This is a genomic window from Achromobacter sp. NFACC18-2 (assembly GCF_900108985.1).
Lineage (GTDB): Bacteria > Pseudomonadota > Gammaproteobacteria > Burkholderiales > Burkholderiaceae_B > Achromobacter.
In genome coordinates, this window is sequence record NZ_FNYM01000006.1 from 88,251 (window position 1) to 108,621 (window position 20,371).

At 66.0% G+C, this 20,371-nt stretch carries 20 protein-coding genes; 10 read left to right on the forward strand and 10 right to left on the reverse strand.

What is annotated here, in order from left to right:
- Window positions 1-89: 89 nt before the first annotated feature.
- Window positions 90-1,598 carry a threonine ammonia-lyase, biosynthetic gene (ilvA, locus tag BMW75_RS10890; RefSeq protein WP_076518538.1) on the forward strand — a complete coding sequence of 503 codons (1,509 nt, stop codon included), beginning with the start codon at window positions 90-92 and terminating at the stop codon, window positions 1,596-1,598.
- A 161-nt stretch (window positions 1,599-1,759) separates the two neighbouring features.
- Here ilvA and BMW75_RS10895 read toward each other — a convergent pair whose 3' ends face one another.
- Together BMW75_RS10895 and BMW75_RS10900 are read right to left on the reverse strand one after the other, a co-directional pair.
- Entirely contained in the window at window positions 1,760-2,872 is a 1,113-nt protein-coding gene (locus tag BMW75_RS10895) for a porin (protein WP_092579545.1), read from the reverse strand.
- A gap of 448 nt (window positions 2,873-3,320) precedes the next feature.
- A complete protein-coding gene (locus tag BMW75_RS10900) occupies window positions 3,321-3,707 on the reverse strand; it encodes a DUF4148 domain-containing protein (RefSeq protein WP_092579227.1) in 387 nt (128 codons plus the stop codon).
- Between the two features lie 404 nt (window positions 3,708-4,111).
- On the opposite strand from BMW75_RS10900, the gene BMW75_RS10905 reads away from it, so the two are divergent.
- On the forward strand, window positions 4,112-5,002 hold the full coding sequence (locus tag BMW75_RS10905) for a LysR family transcriptional regulator (RefSeq protein ID WP_076518536.1): 891 nt from the start codon (window positions 4,112-4,114) through the stop codon (window positions 5,000-5,002).
- Between the two features lie 89 nt (window positions 5,003-5,091).
- Here the strand turns inward: BMW75_RS10905 and BMW75_RS10910 are convergent, their stop codons facing one another.
- The 8 genes from BMW75_RS10910 to purT form a co-directional block, all read right to left on the reverse strand.
- On the reverse strand, window positions 5,092-5,646 hold the full coding sequence (locus BMW75_RS10910; RefSeq protein ID WP_056319625.1) for an adenine phosphoribosyltransferase: 555 nt from the start codon (window positions 5,644-5,646) through the stop codon (window positions 5,092-5,094).
- A 56-nt stretch (window positions 5,647-5,702) separates the two neighbouring features.
- Window positions 5,703-7,400 carry a thiol reductant ABC exporter subunit CydC gene (gene cydC, locus BMW75_RS10915; RefSeq protein WP_092579231.1) on the reverse strand — a complete coding sequence of 566 codons (1,698 nt, stop codon included), beginning with the start codon at window positions 7,398-7,400 and terminating at the stop codon, window positions 5,703-5,705.
- The gene (cydD, locus tag BMW75_RS10920; protein WP_092579233.1) at window positions 7,397-9,157 is read right to left on the reverse strand and encodes a thiol reductant ABC exporter subunit CydD; all 1,761 of its coding nucleotides are present in this window, start codon (window positions 9,155-9,157) and stop codon (window positions 7,397-7,399) included. Before cydD ends, cydC begins: the two co-directional genes overlap by 4 nt.
- Window positions 9,154-9,279, reverse strand: a complete 126-nt coding sequence (gene cydX / locus BMW75_RS10925; protein ID WP_043546919.1) for a cytochrome bd-I oxidase subunit CydX — start codon at window positions 9,277-9,279, stop codon at window positions 9,154-9,156. The genes cydD and cydX overlap by 4 nt, the downstream gene beginning before the upstream one ends.
- Before the next feature lie 16 nt (window positions 9,280-9,295).
- Window positions 9,296-10,450 carry a cytochrome d ubiquinol oxidase subunit II gene (gene cydB / locus BMW75_RS10930; protein ID WP_076518533.1) on the reverse strand — a complete coding sequence of 385 codons (1,155 nt, stop codon included), beginning with the start codon at window positions 10,448-10,450 and terminating at the stop codon, window positions 9,296-9,298.
- 14 nt (window positions 10,451-10,464) lie between these two features.
- Window positions 10,465-12,039 (reverse strand): cytochrome ubiquinol oxidase subunit I, encoded by a 1,575-nt coding sequence (locus BMW75_RS10935; protein WP_076518532.1) that lies wholly within the window; start codon window positions 12,037-12,039, stop codon window positions 10,465-10,467.
- Between the two features lie 126 nt (window positions 12,040-12,165).
- A complete protein-coding gene (locus tag BMW75_RS10940) occupies window positions 12,166-12,711 on the reverse strand; it encodes a GbsR/MarR family transcriptional regulator (RefSeq protein WP_092579547.1) in 546 nt (181 codons plus the stop codon).
- Window positions 12,712-13,012: 301 nt separating this feature from the next.
- Window positions 13,013-14,230, reverse strand: a complete 1,218-nt coding sequence (purT, locus tag BMW75_RS10945) for a formate-dependent phosphoribosylglycinamide formyltransferase (RefSeq protein ID WP_092579235.1) — start codon at window positions 14,228-14,230, stop codon at window positions 13,013-13,015.
- Between the two features lie 103 nt (window positions 14,231-14,333).
- Between purT and BMW75_RS10950 the strand changes: the two genes are divergently transcribed.
- From BMW75_RS10950 to hprK, 8 genes are all read left to right on the forward strand, one after another.
- The gene (locus BMW75_RS10950) at window positions 14,334-15,323 is read left to right on the forward strand and encodes a KpsF/GutQ family sugar-phosphate isomerase (RefSeq protein WP_092579237.1); all 990 of its coding nucleotides are present in this window, start codon (window positions 14,334-14,336) and stop codon (window positions 15,321-15,323) included.
- Entirely contained in the window at window positions 15,320-15,928 is a 609-nt protein-coding gene (locus BMW75_RS10955; protein ID WP_083714241.1) for a KdsC family phosphatase, read from the forward strand. The genes BMW75_RS10950 and BMW75_RS10955 overlap by 4 nt, the downstream gene beginning before the upstream one ends.
- A 37-nt stretch (window positions 15,929-15,965) precedes the next feature.
- Window positions 15,966-16,598 carry an LPS export ABC transporter periplasmic protein LptC gene (gene lptC, locus BMW75_RS10960; RefSeq protein ID WP_076518527.1) on the forward strand — a complete coding sequence of 211 codons (633 nt, stop codon included), beginning with the start codon at window positions 15,966-15,968 and terminating at the stop codon, window positions 16,596-16,598.
- Window positions 16,595-17,218 carry a lipopolysaccharide transport periplasmic protein LptA gene (lptA, locus tag BMW75_RS10965; protein ID WP_076518526.1) on the forward strand — a complete coding sequence of 208 codons (624 nt, stop codon included), beginning with the start codon at window positions 16,595-16,597 and terminating at the stop codon, window positions 17,216-17,218. Before lptC ends, lptA begins: the two co-directional genes overlap by 4 nt.
- A gap of 33 nt (window positions 17,219-17,251) precedes the next feature.
- Window positions 17,252-18,046: an LPS export ABC transporter ATP-binding protein gene (lptB, locus tag BMW75_RS10970; protein ID WP_076518525.1), complete on the forward strand. Its 795-nt coding sequence runs from the start codon at window positions 17,252-17,254 to the stop codon at window positions 18,044-18,046.
- A 229-nt stretch (window positions 18,047-18,275) separates the two neighbouring features.
- Window positions 18,276-18,614 carry a ribosome hibernation-promoting factor, HPF/YfiA family gene (hpf, locus tag BMW75_RS10975; RefSeq protein WP_006216296.1) on the forward strand — a complete coding sequence of 113 codons (339 nt, stop codon included), beginning with the start codon at window positions 18,276-18,278 and terminating at the stop codon, window positions 18,612-18,614.
- A 344-nt stretch (window positions 18,615-18,958) separates the two neighbouring features.
- Entirely contained in the window at window positions 18,959-19,414 is a 456-nt protein-coding gene (locus BMW75_RS10980; protein WP_076518524.1) for a PTS sugar transporter subunit IIA, read from the forward strand.
- Between the two features lie 21 nt (window positions 19,415-19,435).
- Window positions 19,436-20,362: an HPr(Ser) kinase/phosphatase gene (gene hprK, locus BMW75_RS10985; RefSeq protein ID WP_006216298.1), complete on the forward strand. Its 927-nt coding sequence runs from the start codon at window positions 19,436-19,438 to the stop codon at window positions 20,360-20,362.
- The last annotated feature ends 9 nt before the right edge of the window (window positions 20,363-20,371 follow it).

The window sequence follows — 20,371 nt, forward strand, 5'->3', positions numbered from 1 at the left end:
GGCAGTGTAGCCGCGGGAAACCGGGAAGGCGACACGCATTCCCTGCAATAATCTCGGCCAGTCCTCACTCTTGCCCAGTCGCGCGGCCCATGTCCACTGATTATCTGAAACGCATTCTGACTTCCAAGGTTTATGACGTCGCGGTCGAATCGCCGCTGGAGGTGGCGCCGCTGCTGTCCCAGCGGATGTCGAACACGATGCTGCTCAAGCGCGAGGATACGCAGGCGGTGTTCAGCTTCAAGCTGCGCGGCGCCTACAACAAGATGGCCAACCTGAGCCCGGCGGCGCGCAATCGCGGCGTCATCGCGGCCTCGGCCGGCAACCACGCCCAGGGCGTCGCCCTGGCGGCCAGCCGCCTGGGCTGCCGCGCCGTGATCGTCATGCCCACGACCAGCCCGCAGGTCAAGATCGACGCGGTGCGCCGGCTGGGCGGCGAGGTCGTGCTGGCGGGCGAGAGCTTCTCGGACGCCTACGCGCATGCGCAGGTGCTGGAAAAGAAAGAGAAGCTGACCTTCGTCCACCCCTTCGACGATCCCGACGTGATCGCGGGCCAGGGCACGGTAGGCATGGAGATCCTGCGCCAGCACCCGGGCCCCATCGACGCGATCTTCGTGGCGATCGGCGGCGGCGGCCTGATCGCCGGGGTGGCGGCGTACATCAAGCAGCTTCGTCCCGAGATCAAGATCATCGGGGTGCAGACCGAGGACTCCGACGCCATGCTGCGCAGCGTGCGCGCGGGCCGGCGGGTGCAGTTGAACGACGTGGGCCTGTTCTCGGATGGCACGGCGGTCAAGATGGTGGGCGCCGAAACCTTCAAGCTGGCGCGCAAGTACGTGGACGATTACGTGGTGGTCAACACGGATGCGATCTGCGCCGCCATCAAGGACGTCTTCCAGGACACGCGCAGCGTGCTGGAGCCGGCCGGCGCGATGGCCGTGGCCGGCGCCAAGCAGTACGCGGCCGAACACCACCTGAAGAACAAGACGCTGGTCGCCATTGCCTGCGGCGCCAACATGAACTTCGACCGCCTGCGCTTCGTCTCCGAACGCGCGGAGGTCGGCGAAATGCGCGAGGCCGTCTTCGCGGTCACCATGCCCGAGCAGCGCGGGAGCTTTCGCCGCTTCTGCGAACTGGTGGGCGAACGCAGCGTCACCGAGTTCAACTACCGCATCTCGGACGCGGACCGCGCCCATGTGTTCGTTGGCATCCAGGTCTCGTCCGCGTCCGAACCGGACAAGATTGCGGCGAACTTCCGCCGCCACGGCTTCGACACGCTGGACCTGACCCACGACGAAATGGCCAAGACCCACCTGCGCCACATGGTGGGCGGGCGGTCGGCGCTGGCGCGCAACGAACTGCTGTACCGCTTTGAATTCCCCGAGCGTCCGGGCGCGCTGATGCGCTTCCTGAACGCGATGAATCCCGACTGGAACATCAGCCTCTTCCATTACCGCAACCAGGGCGCGGACTATGGCCGCATCCTGATCGGCATCCAGGTGCCGCCCGCGGACAAGAAGCAGTTCCGCAGCTTCGTGGCGGAACTGGGCTATCCGCACTGGAACGAGACCGACAACCCGGCCTACAAGCTGTTCCTGTAGCGCCGGCGCCAGAAAGCGAGAGGGCCTCCTTGCGGAGGCCCTTCCCTTCTGTGCTCAAGTCACGCCCGGCCGAACCCAATCAGGGGGGGGTTCGCTGTCACTCGGCGGCCCACGGAGAATGGGCCGCGCATTCAGCAAGGTCCAGCCGGACGTTCCGTCGCTTAGAAACGGTGGCGCACGCCGACGGCGACAGCGGTGTCGGTGGCGTCGTGCTGGAACGCGTAGTTGTCGCCGTAGGAGGCGTACGCGTACAGGTTGGTGCGCTTGGTGAAGTCGTAGGTGTAGCCCAGGCTGTAGACGTTGAACGTCGCATCGTCGCCCGTCAGCTTGTCGTTGCTGGCGGTCGCGCGCTGCCACGAACCGAACACGGCATGGCGGCCCAACGGCACGGTCGCGCCGATCATGTACGAATTGGCGCGGAAGCCATCAGCCAGCTTGAACGAGCCCAGGGTGTTCATGCCGTCGGGGGTGGTGCCCATGTTCTGGCCGACAAACCAGCCGTCGCGCGTCTGGCCGAAGGCGGCCGCGAGCTTCACCACTTCAAAGTCGTACGTACCGCCGACGATGTATTCCTGGATGCGCGCCGCATCCTTGCCGCCGACGCGGTTGTTGGACGGATTGAAGCGGTCATACGACGCGGCCAGATTCAGCGGGCCGTTGACGTATTGCACGCCGGCGGTGATCACCCGGTTGTTGTTGCCCGTGGCGAAGCCGGTCTGCGTCGTGTCGCTGACGGTGTCGTCGGCGCTGAACGAATAGCCGATGCCCGCCTTGAAGCCGCTCAGGCTGGGGGTCTGGTACAGCACCATGTTGTCCAGGCGCATCGTGTTGGCGCTGCCGAACGTGGTGCCCATGTTGGCGGTGTTGTAGCTGGTCGAGAACGGATCGATCGAGCCGAAGTACTTGGAGGCCAGGTTGGTCTGGCGGCCGAATTCCAGGCGACCCCAGGAATCGCTGTCCAGGCCCACGGTGGCCTGCCGGCCGAACAGGCGGTTGCTTTGCAGCGACTTGCCGTTCATGGGTCCGAAGCCGCCTTCCAGGGTGAACACGGCGCGCAGGCCGTCGCCCAGGTCTTCCGTACCGCGCAGGCCAAAGCGCGAGCCGCTGCTCACGCCCTGCACGCCGCCGAAGCGGCTCTGCGAATCGCCCTTGAACTTCACTTTTTCGTAACCGACACCGGCGTCGATCAAGCCGTACAGCGTCACGGAATCGGCGGCTTGCGCGGCGCCGGCAAAGCCCGTCAGCAACGCGACGGCCAAAAACGTCTTCTTCATTTGAATCCCCAAAATGGCGAGATGAAAGGCACATTGCAGGGCGCCGCGACCCACGGCGCGATCCCGCATGCCGCTGCAATCGATCGAGCGGCGCATGCACTGAAGCTAGTGTCCAGCTTGCAGCGCGCCGCAGTAACCAGCATTTCGACGAACTACTTTCCACGGTTGGGATAATGACGGGATGCTGAACGCGCCCCGCATTTGAAGAATCCAGCTAACGCGTTGATAACGAATACGAATTTTTACTCACAAAACCCGAAGCCTTGCCTGCAAGGATGCGCCGGGATCGTTCTGGCCGACAAGAGTAGTGCTGCCTGCGGAACAGTTTGTGCGGCGTAAAAGCCACACTATCGTGGACGGGGCGAACTCGCGGGAACAAAAAACCCCTTGGCGTCACAAGGGGTTCGTGCGGTGACCTCTCCGGGCGTATGGACTGCCGGCGCGTGAATCAGCGTCCTTGGGGCGGGTAGTCCAGCTCGCCGAACGTGTATTCGCCGCGCGCCTTGGCGTCGGCCAATTCCTGGCGGACCTGCTCGCGGCTCTTGCCGCCGGCCGGCGCCACGGTCTTGGGCGGATAGTCCAGTTCGGCGGACGTCACCTGGCCCGCGGCCTTGGCGCTTTGCAGCTCCTGCTGGACCTGTTCGCGCGACAGGCTGGTGGTCTGGGCCACGGCCGGCGGGTAGTCCAGTTCGCCAAACGTGACGGTGCCTGCCGCCTTGGCGGCCTGCAATTCCTGCTGCACCTGTTCACGCGTCTTGCCATCGGCGTGAGCGGCGGACATGCCTGCCAGAGCGGCGGTAACCATGAGTGCGGTAGCTAGGGCTTTCACTTTCATTGAGATGACTCCATCCTAAACGTGCGCATCGCCATCTGCCAGGCTGACAGCGCCGATGTGACAATTTGATTGCTGGGACGAAGTATCTGGCGATCCGGGCCTAGTAAAAACCCTTATTTTGGTGAACATATTTGCACGGATGGGACAATTTCAAGTCGTATCCGTCCCGACTTGCGCACTTGCTGCGCACTTTCTGCGCATTTCCGGGGCGCTCGCGCCTGGCGCCCAATGGCGACAAGCCTTGCCGGCATTCAGTTTTCGGCAAGCTGGGTAACGGGAGATGACGCCGCCACGCAATGCAAGCGATATGCAGTGTGGAGAAATAGACATTTCTGCTGGCGGGACAATAATTCCATTTATCATACAAATCTGCCAGCAATGGAATTTTGAGTCTCGAGGGCCCCATGGACATTCAGCTTAACGACATCGCGCTATTCGTCGAGGTCGCCAAGCGCAAGAACTTCAGCCACGCCGCCGAGGCCCTGAATATCCCGACGTCCACGCTCTCGCGCCGCGTGAGCGAACTGGAACGCAGCGTGGGCATGCGGCTGCTCAATCGCAGCACGCGCAAGATCGATCTCACCGAGGCGGGCGCCATTTATTTCGAGCGCTGCCGGCACATCGTCGAAGAAGCGCGCATCGCACACGACCAGTTGCTCGACATGGCGGTGCAGCCCAAGGGCCGCCTACGCATCTCGCTGCCCAGCAGCCTGGCGCAATTGTTCCTGCCCGCCGTGATCCGCGAGTTCCGCGAGCAGCATCCCGACATCGAGTGCGACTTCGATCTGAGCATGCGCCCGATCGACCCCATCAGCAATCCGTTCGACCTGATCCTGCGTTTCGGGCAGCAGCCCGATTCCAGCCTGATCTCGCGCAAGATCGTGCTGATGGCGCACCAGCTCTACGCCTCCCCCGATTACCTGGCCCGCCACGGCGAACCGCGGGTGCCGGCGGATCTGTCGCACCACGAATGCCTGCGGCCGACGATGCGCGAAGACTCATCCTTCTGGATGCTCCATTCAGGCGACAAAGTGGAACGCGTGCAGGTATCGGGCCGCCTGTCGGCCAACAACGTGGGCATGCTGGGGCGTCTGGCCGGCCATGGGCTGGGCATCACGCCGCTGCTGGTGTTCGATGCGATGGAGCGCGCCATCAAGCAGGCGGGCCTGGTGCGCGTCCTGCCCGAATGGAGCCTGACTCCCCTGCCCCTCTTTGCGTTGCTGCCCTCGCGCATGCTGCCCGCCAAGACCAAGGCTTTCCTGGATTTCATCCAGCCCCGGCTTTCAGACGCATAAGCCACAGGCACAAGCCGGACGCATAAGCCGGACGCATATGCCATGGACATACGCGCGCCGGCGCGGGGACGCACCCCGTGCGCTACGCGCTACGGCGTCGTGTCCGCGCCGTACTGACAGACCGTGTAGAGCGGCGTGCCGGTGGCGGCCACCTTGGCGGAACCACCCAGATCCGGCAGGTCGATGATGGCGGCGGCTTCCACCACGTTGGCGCCCAGGCGCTGCAGCAGCTTGATGGCCGCGAGCATGGTTCCGCCCGTGGCGATCAGGTCGTCCACCAGCAGGACGCGCTGGCCCGTGCGCACCGAATCCGTGTGCATCTCGACGGCCGCGTTGCCGTATTCCAGCGAATATTCCTCGGCCACCGTGCGATACGGCAGCTTGCCCTTCTTGCGCACGGGCACGAAGCCCAGATTCAACTCATAGGCCAGCACGCTGCCGACGATGAAACCGCGCGCATCCACGCCCGCCACCAAATCCAGGCGTTGGCGCATGTAGCGATAGACGAAGAGATCGATCAGGACCCGGAACGCACGGGGATCCTGCAGCACCGGCGTAATGTCGCGGAAGGTGACACCGGGTTGAGGCCAATCCGGAACGCTGCGGATGGTGCGCCGGATGAACTCGGCGTTGTCGGTCTGCATGAAGTGCGTCCCTGAAGAGAATTGAAGCAAGGCGAACTATAACCGCGCCGCCCCGCTTAAGCCAGGATTGCCGCTTGCGATGACATGACATGCAACGTTCCATCGCGCAGAACATGGCGACGATGCACCGCGCCGTCGGGCAAGGCCGCGTGCGTCGCCAGCGCCACAGTGCGTCCGCGCACCGCATGTTCAAGGTCGGCGAAGAACGCGGACTCGGCCGCGGCGTCCAGCCCCGCGGTCGGCTCGTCCAGCACGAGGATGGCGGCCGGCGTCAGTAGCGCCCTTGCCAGGCAAAGCCGTCGCGCCTGTCCGGCCGACAGCTGCGAACCGGTTTCGCCCGCCCAGGTGTCCAGGCCGTCAGGCAGGCCGCGCACGAAGTCGCCCAGCCTGGCCGCGTCCAGGGCGCGCCACAGCGTGGCATCGTCGGCGTCCGGGTCGCCGATCAGCAGGTTGGTGCGCAGCGTGCCCAGGAACAGCGGCGAATCCTGCGACAGCAGGGCGATCCGTCGATGCCAGTCCGCCTGCGCGCATTCGCGCGCATCGCAGCCACCGAACCTGACCTGCCCGGCCTGCGGATCCTCGAGCCGCAGGATCAGATGCAGCAGCGTGGACTTGCCCGCGCCGCTGGCCCCCAGAATGGCCACGCGTTCGCCCGGCTCGATGCGCAGGCTGATGTCATGCAGCACCGGGGGGCTGTCGCCCGGCGTGCGCGCCGGGTAGGCAAAGCGCACACCGTCCAGTTCCAGCGCGCCGCGGGCGGGCAGCGGACGCGGCACGGCCGGATCCTGCATGTCGGGCAGGCACTGCGTGATCTCGCGGATGCGCGCGGCCGCCGACATCGCCGACCCCATGCGGGAAGCGCCGCGCATGATGGGACCGGCCACCTCGAAGATGCCGATGACGGCCAGCAGCAGGCCGGCCAGGACCGGACCCTCAATGCGGCCCGCCTCGTGCGCGGCCAGGCCGAACCACAGCAGCGCCAGCACCGCAATGCCCGCGCACACCTGCAGGAACCATTGCCCGCGCACCGCCACCCGCGCCTGGCTGCGCCGCGCCCGGGCGCTCGCCTCGCACAGGCCATTGAAATGTGCCAGTGTCTGATCCTGCGCATGCATCGCCACCATGTCCGCATGGCCATCCACGGCGTCCAGCGTGGCGGCGCGCAGCCCCGCCGCGCTCTCCTGCGCCGCCGCGCCCGGCTTGCGCGCCGCGCGCACCAGCCACAGGGGCACAAACACGCACGCCGTCAGCAGCGCCAACGCGAACACCAGCGCGGCGGCGGGCAGCCATTGCCCCAGCACGGCCGTCAGCACGGCGCCCGCGAGGACCGCCGTCGCCAGCGGCGCCAGCACGAACAGGAACACCGTGTCCAGCGCGTCGACGTCGTTGGTCATGCGGGCGACCAGATCGCCGCTGCGATAGCGCGCGAGCTGGCGCGGTGTCAGCCGGATCAGCGCCGCGAACACCATGGCGCGCAGATCGGCCAAGAGGCGCAACGTGGCCGAATGCCCGACCACCCGGTCCGCATAGCGCGACACGATCCGCAGGAACGAGAGCCCGCGCACCAGCGCCGAGGGCGCGAACAGATTGAAGACACTGCCGGCGCCGGCCAGGAACGCGCCCGTCAGGAACCAGCCCGACACCCCCAGCAGGCCCACGCCCGCGGCCACCGTGGCCAGCGCGCAGAACAATGCGAGCAAAAGCCCGCTTTTACGACGCGCATACAGGGGCAGGAGCAGCAACAGGTTTTTCATGCGTCTTCCACAGCGCCGTGCGCAACGCGCGCCACCCGGTCGAACCGGGCGGCGACTGCCGGCGCGTGCGTGGCCAGCAGCAAGGTGCGGCCGGCGGCAAACTCCAGGATTTCGTCCAGGACGCGGGCCTGCGTGGCCTCGTCCAGGTGCGCGGTGGGCTCGTCCAGCAGGATCAGGCCAGGGTCGCGCAGGAACAGGCGGGCCAGCGCCACGCGCTGCGCCTGTCCGCCAGACAGGCCATGGCCGCGGCTGCCGAGCGGGGTGTCCAGCCCTTGCGGCAGGTCTTGCGCGAATTCAAGCACACAGGCGCGGCGCGCGGCGTCCTGCACCTGCAAGTCCGTGGCGCCGGGACGGCCCAAGCGGATGTTGTCGGCGATGGACCCGGCCAGCAGTTGGGGCCGCTGGCCGATCAGCGCCACGCGCTGACGCAAGGCGGCTTCTTCCCACTGCGCCAGGGGCAGGCCGTCGATGCGGATATCGCCGCCGGCCGGCCGCAGGCGCGCGATGGCTTCGATGAGCGTGGTCTTGCCGGCGCCGCTGGGCCCCATCAGCGCCACGTGCTCACCCGGCGCAAGCGTGAATGCGGCGTCCGACAGCACCGCGTGGCCGCGGCCCGGCGCCTCGACGCGCAGGCCGGCCATGACAAGGCCGGCGCCCTGGCTGGCATGCACGGGCGCGGCGGTGGGCGCGGCCGCCGCCTCGGCAGCCTCATCGCCGGCGTCCTGGGGCAGGCCGTCGAACAAGACGGCGAGCTGCGTGACGGCGGCAAGCGCGGTCGCGCGGTCGTGATAGTGGGCCGCGAACTGGCGCAGCGGCGCATAGACCTCCGGCGCCATCAGCAGGCAGAACAGCCCGGCCTGCAAGGTCAGCGGCGACCAGCGCACGTCCAGGAACCCCAGGTAGGTCAGGCCGATGTAGACGGCAACGCCCGCCACGCCCAGGGCGGCAAAGAATTCCAGCACGGCCGAAGACAGGAACGCGATGCGCAGCACCGACATCGTGCGCTGGCGCAGCGCATCGCTGGCGGCCACGACGGACTGGGCCTCGGCCTGGGCGCGTCCATACAGTTTGAGCGTGGACAGCCCGCGCAGCCGGTCCGCGAAAAAGCCCGACAGGCGCGCGAAGGCGCGCAGGTGACGGCGGCTGGCGCCTTGCGCGCCCCACCCCACCAGCGCCATGAACAGCGGAATCAGCGGCGCCGTGATCAGCAGGACCAGGCCGGCGACGACATCCATGGGCAGCAGCACCACGGAGAACGCCACCGGCAGCATGGCGGCAGCGGCCATGGCGGGGAGATACTTGGCGAAGAAACCGTCCAGCGCCTCGACCTGGTCGACCACCGCGCTCGCCAGCTCGCCCGATGCCTTGCCCCGGCTCCAGTACGGTCCGCTGCGCACCAGCCGCTGGAACAGCGATTGGCGCACATGGCGCTTGATCCGTTCGGACGCATCGGCGCCGGCGCGCTCGCCCGCCCAGGCGATGCAGGCGCGCAGCAGCATCAGCGCCGCAATGCCGAGGATGCCGCCCAGCAGTTCATGCCTCGGCACCTGGCCGACGATCGCCGAATCGAGCACGCTGGCCAGCAGCCATGCCTGGACAACCAGCAGGGCCCCGCCGACCAGCGGCGCGGCGCCGGCCAGGATCAGCGGAAAGCGCGCTGTCCTGGCCAGTCCCATCAGCCACCGCGACTGCTCGCGCGGCGGCTTCTGCAGGGACGCGGACGGATCGTGCTCGAGGCTGCTTGCGCCGCCGCTCACTCGTCGTCGCGGCTGGCACGCGGGTCATGCGTATGACCCTCGCGCAGCTCGAACCACATTGCATTGAGGATGGCGAATGCACACGCCAGGCCCAGGCCGAGAATCCACGAGAAATACCACATGGTGGAGGCTCCTTTATCAGTACGAGTTGGGCGTGTCGCCCACCGAATCATGGGTGACCTTGCCGCGCATGACGCGATACACCCAGCCGGTGTAGACGGTCACGATGGGCAGGAAGACGGCGACGGCGATCACCATGATCCACAGCGTCAGGTGGCTGGAGGATCCGTCCCAGATCGTCAGGCCGGCCTTCGGATTGGTCGACGAGGGCATGATGAACGGAAAGAGCGAGAAGCCCACCGTCAGGATCACGCCGGCGATCGAGGCCGACGACGACAGGAACGCCAGCACGTTGGCGCGCACGGTCAGCAGCAGGGCCGCAAGCACCGCGCCGGCCACGCCCAGGACGGGCGCGATCCACATCCACGGCCACTTCGCGTAGTTGGCCATCCAGGCGCCGGTTTGGACCGACACCGTCTTGAGCATGGGATCGGACGGCGCGGCCATGTCGACCGCGCTGGTGATCGCATGGCCCGGCACGCCGCCCGCCACCCAGAAGCCACCGGCCACGAAGAGCGCGGCGGTCAGCAAGGCGCACAGGCGCCCCCAATTGCGGGCCCGCGACGAGACGGGATCGTCCGTGCGCCAGGCGAGCAGCACCGCGCCGTGCATCGCCAGCATGACCACGCTCAGCACGCCAGCGAGCAGCGCAAAGGGCATGAACAACTGGAAGAAGTGGCCTTCATAGACGGGGCGCAGGGTCAGCGCCTCGAATGTGAACGGCACGCCCAGGATGATGTTGCCCATGGCGACGCCGAACACCAGCGACGCCACCACGCCCGAGAAGCACAGCACGGCGTCCCAGCGGTTGCGCCAGCGGGTGCCTTCCATCTTGCTGCGGTACTTGAAGCCCACCGGCCGCAGGATCAGCGCAATGAGCACCAGCATCATCGCCAGGTAGAAGCCGGAGAACGACGCGGCGTACAGCAAGGGCCACGCCGCGAAGATGGCGCCGCCCGCGGTGATCAGCCAGACCTGGTTGCCTTCCCAGACCGGCCCCACCACGTTGATGACGATGCGGCGCTCGGCGTCGGTCTTGGCGACCACCGGCAGGAGCGCGGCCACGCCCAGGTCAAAGCCGTCCATGACGGCAAAGCCGATGAGCAAGGCGCCCAGCAGCACCCACCACACGACGCGCAGCGTGCCGTAGTCGATAGGAATAAGGGTATCCATTTGCGTCTCTCCCTTCAGGCGCGCACGGCGGCGTGGACAGGATCGGCGGCGGCGGCGCCAGGCGCCGGTCCGTCGGATTTGGGTCCGGCCTTGATGGCATGCAGCATCACCTTGACGCCGATGATCAGCAGCACGGTGTACAGCACCAGGAAGATCGACAGGCTGACCACCAGGTCGGTCATCGTGAGGCCAGACGCCGCGTAGTAGGTCGGCAACACGCCTTCGATCACCCAGGGCTGGCGGCCATACTCGGCGACGAACCAGCCGCTTTCAATGGCGATCCAGGGCAGCGGCAGGCTCCACAGCGCCACCTTCAGCAGGCCGGGCCGGCTGTCCAGGCGGCCGCGCGAGGCGAGCCAGAACGCCACGCCGAAGAACAGGATCAGGTACATGCCCACCGCGACCATGATGCGGAACGCCCAGAACAGCGGCGCCACGGTCGGCACGGTATCGATGGCGGCCTGCTTGATGTCCGCCTCGGTGACCTTGCTGATGTCAGGCTGGTGGCGCTTGACGAGCAGCGCGTAGCCCAGGTCCGGCCAGGTCCTGTCGAACACCATGCGCGCATCGATGTCCTTGGGATTGGCGCGGATCTTCTGCAGGGCCTCGTAGGCCACGATGCCGTCGCGGATGCGATTCTCGGCGCGCAGGATCAGGTCATTTATGCCCAGGAGCGGCGTGGTCAGCGAGCGGGTGCCGATGATGCCCATCACGTAGGGAATCTCGATGGCGAAATCGTTGCGGCGTTCGGCCTGGTTCGGGATCGCGATCAGGTTGAAGGACGCGGGCGCGGGCTCGGTGTGCCACATGGATTCCATGGCCGCGATCTTCATCTTCTGGTGCTCGGTGGTGAGGTAGCCGCTTTCGTCGCCCAGCACGACCACCGACAGCGCGCCGGCCAGGCCGAAACTGGCGGCCACCGCCATGGAGCGCTTGGCCAGGTCGATATGCCGGCCGCGCAGCAGATACCACGCGCTGATCGACATGACGAACATGGCGCCCGCCACATACCCGGCGCTGACCGTGTGCACGAACTTGGCCTGCGCGACGGGGTTGAAGATGACCGCGGCGAAATCGGTCATTTCCATCCGCATGGTGTCGGGATTGAAGACGGCGCCGACCGGGTTCTGCATCCAGCCGTTGGCGATCAGGATCCACAGCGCGGAGAAGTTGGTGCCGAAGGCCACCAGCCAGGTCACCACCAGGTGACTGACCTTGGACATGCGGTTCCAGCCAAAGAAAAACAGGCCGACGAAGGTGGCTTCCAGGAAGAACGCCATCAGCCCTTCGAGCGCCAGCGGCGCGCCGAAGATGTCGCCCACGTAGTGGCTGTAGTAGGACCAGTTCATGCCGAACTGGAACTCCATCACCACGCCGGTCGCCACGCCCAGCGCGAAGTTGATGCCGAACAGCGTGCCCCAGAACATCGTCATCTTTTTCCAGATGGCGCGGCCGGTCATGACATACACGCTTTCCATGATGGCCAGCATGAACGACAGGCCAAGCGTGAGGGGGACGAAGATGAAATGGTAGAGCGCGGTCGCGGCGAACTGGAACCGCGATAGGTTCACGACATCGAGATCAATCATGAGGCTGCTCCCAAAGCGTCGACGCGCTGCGGCAACCGGCATGGTTCCCAGGCCGTCTACCGCGCCATGTTAGGGGCGATGCATACAACTTCATAGGGGTTTCCTGAAAAATCGAGGGGTGGCGGGTCAGCCCTTGCCTCGCAATTTGCCGGCAAAGCCCAGCACCTTCTGCACCTTGGAACCAAGTTTCATCAGGCTTTGGAGGGTTTCTGGCGGCAGCCGTTGAACCTCGTCGAACCACCCGGTGGACAGTTCGATGAGCTCCAGCATTTCGGTCATTCGTTGTTGCGCGTAAGCCTCGTCCGGGCCGGACGGCGACTCCAGCAGGGTGTCGCGCAGCAGCGTGAGGGTGGGATCGACTTCGCGCTTGCGCTTTTCTTCCATCAGGATGCGGAAGATCTCCCAGACGTCCTTGGGAGTCTCGAAGTAGTCGCGGCGGTCGCCCACTTGGTGGATCAGTTTGACCAGGCGCCAGGATTGCAGCTCTTTCAATCCGAGGCTGACGTTCGAGCGCGAGAAGCCCAGGCCCTCGGCGATGTCATCGGCGTTGAGCGGCTTGGGCGCCAGGAACAGCAGGGCGTAGATCTGGCCGACCGTGCGATTCACGCCCCAGCGGCTGCCCATTTCACCAAAGTGCAGGACAAAACGTTCGATCTGGGGGGAAAGCGCCATGAGGGTCAACCTGTAACACGATGAATCGCGGAACGACACATGCCGTTACGTTGATTTCAGGAATTTCTGAAATTATCGAACAAACGATGAGAAAGCGCAAACCACACAGCGCGCAGGGGCAAGCACGCAAGCGACGGCGATTCAGGCGGCAGGCAGCCCAAATTAGCCGTCGAACGTGACAGGCTTACAACACAATCCGGGGGAAACGGGCAAAAAAAACGCCACCGACCGGCGGGCGGGTGGCGTTATCGCGGGATCAGGGCGGGCTTTTGCCCCCCTCCCGGCGGGTGCGGACTGGGGTTCAGCCGGCCTTGACGGTCACGGCGGCGGACACGCGCTTGGCCTTGGCGCGGGCGGCGGCGACGTCTTCGGCCACGGCCAGGCCCACGCCCATGCGGCGCTTGACGAAGGATTCGGGCTTGCCGAAGAGCCGGATGTCGGTGCCCGGCTCGGCCAGGGCTTCGGCCACGTTGTGGAACGAGACGGCGGCGGCCTCGACGCCCCCGTAGATGACGCTGCTGGCGCCCGGCTGGCGCAGGCTGGTATCCACCGGCAGCCCAAGCAGGGCGCGGGCGTGCAGCTCGAATTCGTTCTGCACCTGGGTGATCATGGTGACCATGCCGGTGTCGTGCGGACGGGGGCTGACCTCGGAGAACCAGACCTGGTCGCCGGCCACGAAGAGCTCCACGCCAAAAATGCCCAGCCCGCCCAGTTCGGACGTCACGGCCAGCGCGATCTCGCGGGCGCGCTGGAGCGCCGCGGGCGACATCGGGTGCGGCTGCCAGCTTTCGACGTAATCGCCGTCGACCTGCTTGTGGCCGATGGGTTCGCAATAGCGGGTTTCGACCTGGCCGTCGGCGCCCCGGGCGCGCACGGTCAGGAGCGTGATTTCGTAGTCGAAGCGGATGAAGCCCTCGACGATGGCGCGGCCGCCCCCGACCCGGCCCCCTTCCTGGGCATAGCGCCAAGCGGACGCCACGTCGTCGGCGCTCTTGATGATGGACTGGCCCTTGCCCGAGGACGACATGACCGGCTTGATGACGCAGGGATAGCCGATGTCGCCTTCGGTGGCCTGGCGCAGTTCTTCCTCGGTATCCACGAAACGGTACGGCGAGGTGGGCAGGCCCAGGGTCTCGGCCGCCAGCCGGCGGATGCCCTCGCGGTTCATGGTGAGCTGGGCCGCACGGGCGGTCGGGGTTACCCGCGCCACGCCGGCCGCTTCCAGTTCCACCAGCAGGCTGGTGGCAATGGCTTCGATTTCGGGGACAATAACGTGCGGCTGCTCCTGCTCGATGATCTGCCGCAGGGCCTGCGGGTCCGTCATCGAGACCACATGCGCCCGATGCGCCACCTGGTGGCCAGGGGCGTCGGCATACCGATCCACCGCAATGACCTCCACGCCCAGCCGCTGCAGGGCGATGATGACCTCTTTGCCCAATTCTCCGGAACCCAGCAACATGACGCGGGTAGCCAGGGGGGACAGTGGCGTGCCAAGGACGGGACTGGGAATGCTGGACATGGAGCGGGCCTGGAAAGAAAGTTTGAAAGCCGTTGAAAGACTCGCCAGCATGCCATACGCCCCTGGCCGGGGCAAACTAGCATACTGCGATTAAAATCCGCCCATGACCGACCATCCCACCCCATCGTCCGCCACCGCGCTGGCATCTGCGCGCAGAACGCTCCAAATTGAAAGCCAGGGCCTGCAGGACCTGTCCGCCAGGCTGGATGACAGCTTCACGCAGGTCGTGGACATGCTGCTCGCGTGCCGCGGCCGCGTGGTGGTGAGCGGCATCGGAAAAACGGGACACATCGCCCGCAAGATCGCCGCGACGCTGGCCTCCACGGGCACCCCGGCCTTCTTCGTGCACGCCGCCGAAGCCGTGCATGGCGACCTGGGCATGATCACCCGCGACGACGTGCTGATCGCGATTTCGTATTCCGGCTCGGGCGAGGAACTCCTCACCATCCTGCCGGTGGTGCGCCGCATGGGCGCCGGGCTGGTGGCGATCACCGGCAACCCGCAGTCCGAACTGGCGCGCCAGGCCGACATCCATCTGGACGCCAGCGTGGCCCAGGAGGCGTGCCCGCTCAACCTGGCGCCCACCGCAAGCACCACGGCCGCGCTCGCCCTGGGCGACGCCCTGGCCGTCGCCTGCCTGGAGGCGCGCGGTTTCGGGCCGCAGGATTTTGCCCGCTCGCACCCGGGCGGCGCGCTCGGCCGCCGTTTGCTCACCCACGTGCGCGACGTCATGCGCCAGGGCAATGCGCTGCCCATCGTCCTGGCCGGCACCCCGGTGTCGCAGGCGCTGGAAGTCATGTCGGCCAAGGGCATGGGCATGACGGTCGTGACCGACGCGCAGCACCATCCCCTGGGCATCTTCACCGACGGCGACCTGCGCCGTCTCATCGCGCGGCATGGCGACATCCGCAGCCTGACCGTCGAGTCGGGCATGACGCGCTCGCCGCGCAGCATCAATCCCGAGGCGCTGGCCGTCGAGGCCGCCCGGCAGATGGACGAACTACGGCTCAATCACATGCTGGTGATGGACAATGACGGCGCGCTGGTCGGCGCGTTGCACATGCATGATCTGATGGCCGCTAAAGTGGTATGACTATGAACCTCTCTGCTTCCGTGAATCACCCGGCCGAAGCGCTGGTGCTTGCCCGTATCCCCGCCATCGTGCGCGAACGCGCCGCGGCCGTGCGCCTGATGGTGTTCGACGTGGATGGCGTCCTGACCGACGGCAGTCTGTATTACGGCGAAGGCGGCGAACTGCAAAAACGTTTTCACGCCCTGGACGGCCACGGGATGCGGCTGCTGATGGAAAGCGGCCTGAAGGTGGCGCTGATCACGGGCCGCTCCGGCCCCATTGTCGCGCGGCGCGCGGCCGAGCTCGGCATCGCCGAGGTCATGCAGGGGGTGCGCGACAAGGGAACCGCCCTGACCGAACTTGCGCAGCGTTCGGGTGTCCAACTGAATCAAACCGGCTACATGGGCGATGACATCATCGACCTGCCGGCCTTGCAGCGCGCGGGCTTTGCGGCCAGCGTGCCGAACGCCCCCGGCTACGTCAGCCAGGCAGCCCACTGGGTCTCGACCCTGCCGGGCGGAAGCGGGGCCGTTCGTGAATGCTGCGATCTCCTGCTGGCCTCGCAAGGACGCCTTGGCGCGTTCCTGGCCTCGCCCGGGCTGCTGGGCCCCGGGGCCATCCAGTGATCGCACCCACCAGGACTACGCCCTCGCGGCGCACCCGATGAAAGAACGTTTTCCCTCCCTGATTGCGCTGTTCCTGCTGCTGGTGCTGGTCACCAGTTCGTGGTGGGCGGCCGATTACGCGCAACGGGCCATCCAGGTCGACCCGCCGCGCCGCGTCACCCATGAAATGGACTCCTGGTCGCGCAATTTCGTGATGCTGCGCACCGATCCCACGGGCAAGCCCATCAACCGCCTGGAAGGCGAGTACATGGAGCACTTCCCCGACGACGATTCGTATCACGTCACGACGCCGCGCGCCGTGGGCCAGCGCGAAACCAACCCGATCACCGTGGCCGTCTCCAAGACGGCCGTGATGGAGCAAGGCGGCAAGCGCATCGTCATGGACGGCGATGCCCATGTGCTGCGCCAGCCCGATGCCGAAAACGACATGCTGGACGTGCGCAGCCAGCAGCTCATCATCCTGCCCGATGATGACGTCGTCTATACCGATCTGCCGGCGGTGGTCCTGAAGGGCCGTTCACGGATGACGGGCACGGGCATGCATTACAACAACAAGACGCGCCAATTGCAGGTTTCGGCATCGACCGATGTGGAAATCGCCGGTTCGGAAGGCAGACAGCAGCGCCGCACCGAGATTCCAGCCAACAACACTGACCAGAAAAAACCATGACCGACCTCCGGACCCTCCTTGCCCCGACGACCCGCCTGATGGGCGCCGTGCTGTTGACGGCCGGCGCGCTTGCGCCCGCATACGCGGCGGAACCGAAGGCGGCCACGCCGGCCGAAGAGCCCAGCACGCTCATCCTGTCGGACACGCTGCACTACGACGACGTGAAGAAGCAAAGCGTCTTCACCGGCAACGTCAACATGACGCGCGGCCTGATGACGCTGACGTCCGACACGTTGCAGATGAACGAAGATGCGCAGGGCAACCAGTACGGCACGGCCACCGCCAACAAGGGCAAGGTGGTCACCATCCGCCAGGAACGGCCGGAGAACTTCGAACTCATCGAAGGCAAGGGCCTGCGCGCCGAATACGACGGCACCAAAAGCACTTTCGACCTCATCGGCCAGGCGGTGGTGATCCGCTACGTCTGTGGGAAACCGTTCGATACCATTCGGGGCGAGCGGGTACGCTACAACGAGAAAAGCGGCACCTATGAAGCGCAGGGCGGTCCCAACTCCGCCGCGGCGGGCGGACGGGTGCGGTCCCTGGCCGAACCTCGCGCCAAGCTGGACGCCGCCGTCGCCGAATGCCGCAAGCAGCAGGCAGCCAAGAAAGGGCGCTGAAGCGCTTCCCATGCAACACCAATCGCAGCCACGATGAACCAACCTTCAGTGCCGACCCCCGTGACCTCCGCCCCTTCGGGCGTCAAGCAGGGCAGCCTGCGCGCAACCGGACTGCGCAAGACCTATAACGGCCGCACCGTCGTGCAGGACGTGTCCCTGTCCGTGGTCAGCGGCGAAGTCGTCGGCCTGCTGGGTCCCAACGGCGCGGGCAAGACCACCAGTTTCTACATGATCGTGGGCCTGGTGCCGGCCGACGCCGGCCGGATCGAAATCGACGGCGCCGTCATCACCGCGATGCCGATCCACAAGCGCGCGCGCATGGGCCTTTCGTATCTGCCGCAGGATGCATCGGTGTTCCGCCGCCTGACGGTGGAACAGAACATCCGCGCGGTGCTCGAGCTGCAAGTCGGCCCCGATGGCCGCCCCCTGTCGACCGCAAAGATCAACGAGCAGATGGAGTCCCTGCTGGAAGAGCTGCAGATCGGGCACATCCGCAGCAACGCCGCGATCTCGCTGTCGGGCGGTGAACGACGCCGCGTGGAAATCGCGCGCGCCCTGGCCACCAGTCCGCGCTTCATCCTGCTGGACGAGCCCTTTGCCGGCGTGGACCCCATCGCCGTCATCGAGATCCAGCGCATCGTGCGCTTCCTCAAGGGCCGTGGCATCGGCGTGCTGATCACCGACCACAACGTGCGCGAAACCCTGGGCATCTGCGACCGCGCCTACATCATCAGCGAGGGCAAGGTGCTCACCGATGGCCATCCCGAGGAAATCGTGGGCGATCCCGCGGTTCGCCGCGTGTACCTGGGCGAACACTTCCGTATGTAACCGCCCATGAAAGACCCCGTAACGCACGCCCGGCGCCCCGGAGAACCGGGGCCATACGCCCTAGGGGTTCAGCCATAAAAATGCCATGGTCTTGCGGTAGGTCAGCTTGTTTTATCGGCCCGAGTCTATACACTAGTACTAAACGAACCTGCTTATTGAAGGAGAACGCCTAACGACCTCACCGCGCCTTTTGCGCACCTTTTTTCCTCTTTCAGAAGGAGAGCACACTATGAACCTGAGCATCTGCGGTCGTCACCTCGACGTCACCCCGGCCATCCGGGAATATGTCATGAACAAACTGGCGCGAGTGCTGCGGCATTTCGATCACGTCATCGATACCCAGGTCATGCTCTCAGTAGAGCCCCTGCGGCATAGAGCCGAAATCACCATGCGCCTGAGCGGCAAGGACATTCATTGTGAAGCAACCGATGAAAACCTCTATGCGGCCATCGATCTTCTTGCCGACAAAGTCGACCGTCAGGTCATCAAGCACAAGGACAAGGTCAGAAGTCATTCAGCAGAGTCCGTGAAGCGGCAAGCGGCGAGCCTCTCGCCACCCCAGCAGTAACGCGCCTCACGACCGCTCACCTGAGCGATTAGCAGTACAGCGATCCAAGGATCCTGCCTAAGTCCCGGTGTCCCGCTCGACTTCGCGTCCAGCCGGGGCATCGGCAAACTCCCCCTCCTGCATTACCCCCTCCCCCCTTTTTTCGTTCCATCCCGCGTTCCTGCGTGCGCAGGCGGATCAGCGTTTTCCCTGGCTTTGCCGCGACGGGACCGCCGAGCGGCCCGGAATGCCCACAACGCCCCGCGATCGGTCTATGCTGTCGCTCTTGTGGCCCGGGCGTCGCGTCGTCCGACATGCCGGGCCGTTGATTGTTGCAGTGCGTCATATCACCCTATAATGACCCGATGAATCATTTGTCGCGCATCCTACCCGCCGGCAACGTCGTGCTCGATCTGCTCGCCACCAGCAAGAAGCGCGCGTTCGAACAGGCCGGCCTGCTTTTTGAAAACAACAATGGCCTGGCACGCGCGCTCGTGTTCGACAGCCTGTTCGCCCGCGAGCGCCTGGGGTCCACGGCGCTTGGCCAGGGCGTGGCCGTGCCGCACGGCCGCGTGAAGGGCCTGGAACAGGCGCTGGCGGCGTTCATCCGCCTGGCCCAGCCCATCACCTTCGACGCGCCCGACGGGCAACCCGTTTCGATGCTGTTGTGCCTGCTGGTGCCGGAAACGGCCACGCAGCAGCACCTGGACATCCTCGCCGAACTCGCCCAGCTCATGTCCAACAAGGCATTGCGCGAGGCGCTGGCCACCGAGCCCGATCCGGCGATCGTCCACAAGATGCTCACGACCGGCCAACTCTGATCCCACGCGAAAGTCGCTGCCATGCTCACGGTGCAGGAACTCGTCGACGACAACGCCGACAAAATCCCCTTCAACTGGATCTCGGGCCAGGGCGCGGCGGACCGCGCGATTCCCGATGACGGCATGGCGGCCGCCGACCTCGTCGGCCACCTGAACCTCATCCACCCGTCGCGCATCCAGGTGTTCGGCCAGGAAGAGCTGGCGTATTACACGCGCTTCGACCTGCGCCGTCGCATGCACCACATGGACGAGCTGCTGATCGGCGGCGTGCCCGCCATCCTGCTGGCCGACGGACTGACGCCGCCGCAAGACCTGGTCGACCAGTGCGATCAGCACCAGGTGCCGCTCCTGTCCACGCCGGTCGCCGCCGCGCAGCTCATCGACCTGCTGCGCATCTACCTCGGCAAGAAGCTGGCGCCCACCACCACGGTGCATGGCGTCTTTCTCGACGTGCTGGGACTGGGCGTGCTGATCACGGGCGAATCGGGCCTGGGCAAGAGCGAACTGGCCCTGGAACTGATCTCGCGCGGGCACGGCCTGGTTGCCGACGATGCGGTCGAGTTCTCGCGCACCGCCCCCAACATGATCGAAGGCCACTGTCCGCAACTGCTCCAGAACCTGCTGGAAGTCCGTGGCCTGGGCCTGCTCGACATCCGCACCATCTTTGGCGAAACGTCCGTTCGCCGCAAGATGCGGCTCAAGCTCATCGTGCACCTGGTGCGCGCCACCGCGCAGGACAAGTTCGAACGCCTGCCGCTGCAGGACATCACGCAGGACATGCTGGGCCTGCCCGTGCGCAAGGTAATGCTGCAGGTGGCCGCGGGCCGCAACCTGGCCGTGCTGGTCGAGGCCGCGGTGCGCAACACCATCCTGAAGCTGCGCGGCATCGACACGCTGGGCGAGTTCATGGAACGCCAGGCCATGGCGATCCTCCAAAGCAGCAAATGAGCCCGCGTC

Excerpts from the sequence above, each read along its gene's own strand:
- BMW75_RS10955 (WP_083714241.1), top strand. The coding sequence starts at position 15,320 with ATGACTATGAACCTCTCTGCTTCCGTGAATCACCCGGCCGAAGCGCTG.
- cydC (WP_092579231.1), bottom strand. The coding sequence starts at position 7,400 with ATGAAAAACCTGTTGCTGCTCCTGCCCCTGTATGCGCGTCGTAAAAGC.
- lptA (WP_076518526.1), top strand. The coding sequence starts at position 16,595 with ATGACCGACCTCCGGACCCTCCTTGCCCCGACGACCCGCCTGATGGGC.
- hprK (WP_006216298.1), top strand. The coding sequence starts at position 19,436 with ATGCTCACGGTGCAGGAACTCGTCGACGACAACGCCGACAAAATCCCC.
- BMW75_RS10895 (WP_092579545.1), bottom strand. The coding sequence starts at position 2,872 with ATGAAGAAGACGTTTTTGGCCGTCGCGTTGCTGACGGGCTTTGCCGGC.
- lptB (WP_076518525.1), top strand. The coding sequence starts at position 17,252 with ATGAACCAACCTTCAGTGCCGACCCCCGTGACCTCCGCCCCTTCGGGC.
- BMW75_RS10905 (WP_076518536.1), top strand. The coding sequence starts at position 4,112 with ATGGACATTCAGCTTAACGACATCGCGCTATTCGTCGAGGTCGCCAAG.
- BMW75_RS10950 (WP_092579237.1), top strand. The coding sequence starts at position 14,334 with ATGACCGACCATCCCACCCCATCGTCCGCCACCGCGCTGGCATCTGCG.
- lptC (WP_076518527.1), top strand. The coding sequence starts at position 15,966 with ATGAAAGAACGTTTTCCCTCCCTGATTGCGCTGTTCCTGCTGCTGGTG.
- cydB (WP_076518533.1), bottom strand. The coding sequence starts at position 10,450 with ATGGATACCCTTATTCCTATCGACTACGGCACGCTGCGCGTCGTGTGG.
- BMW75_RS10940 (WP_092579547.1), bottom strand. The coding sequence starts at position 12,711 with ATGGCGCTTTCCCCCCAGATCGAACGTTTTGTCCTGCACTTTGGTGAA.
- BMW75_RS10910 (WP_056319625.1), bottom strand. The coding sequence starts at position 5,646 with ATGCAGACCGACAACGCCGAGTTCATCCGGCGCACCATCCGCAGCGTT.
- hpf (WP_006216296.1), top strand. The coding sequence starts at position 18,276 with ATGAACCTGAGCATCTGCGGTCGTCACCTCGACGTCACCCCGGCCATC.
- BMW75_RS10900 (WP_092579227.1), bottom strand. The coding sequence starts at position 3,707 with ATGAAAGTGAAAGCCCTAGCTACCGCACTCATGGTTACCGCCGCTCTG.
- purT (WP_092579235.1), bottom strand. The coding sequence starts at position 14,230 with ATGTCCAGCATTCCCAGTCCCGTCCTTGGCACGCCACTGTCCCCCCTG.
- BMW75_RS10935 (WP_076518532.1), bottom strand. The coding sequence starts at position 12,039 with ATGATTGATCTCGATGTCGTGAACCTATCGCGGTTCCAGTTCGCCGCG.
- BMW75_RS10980 (WP_076518524.1), top strand. The coding sequence starts at position 18,959 with ATGAATCATTTGTCGCGCATCCTACCCGCCGGCAACGTCGTGCTCGAT.
- ilvA (WP_076518538.1), top strand. The coding sequence starts at position 90 with ATGTCCACTGATTATCTGAAACGCATTCTGACTTCCAAGGTTTATGAC.
- cydX (WP_043546919.1), bottom strand. The coding sequence starts at position 9,279 with ATGTGGTATTTCTCGTGGATTCTCGGCCTGGGCCTGGCGTGTGCATTC.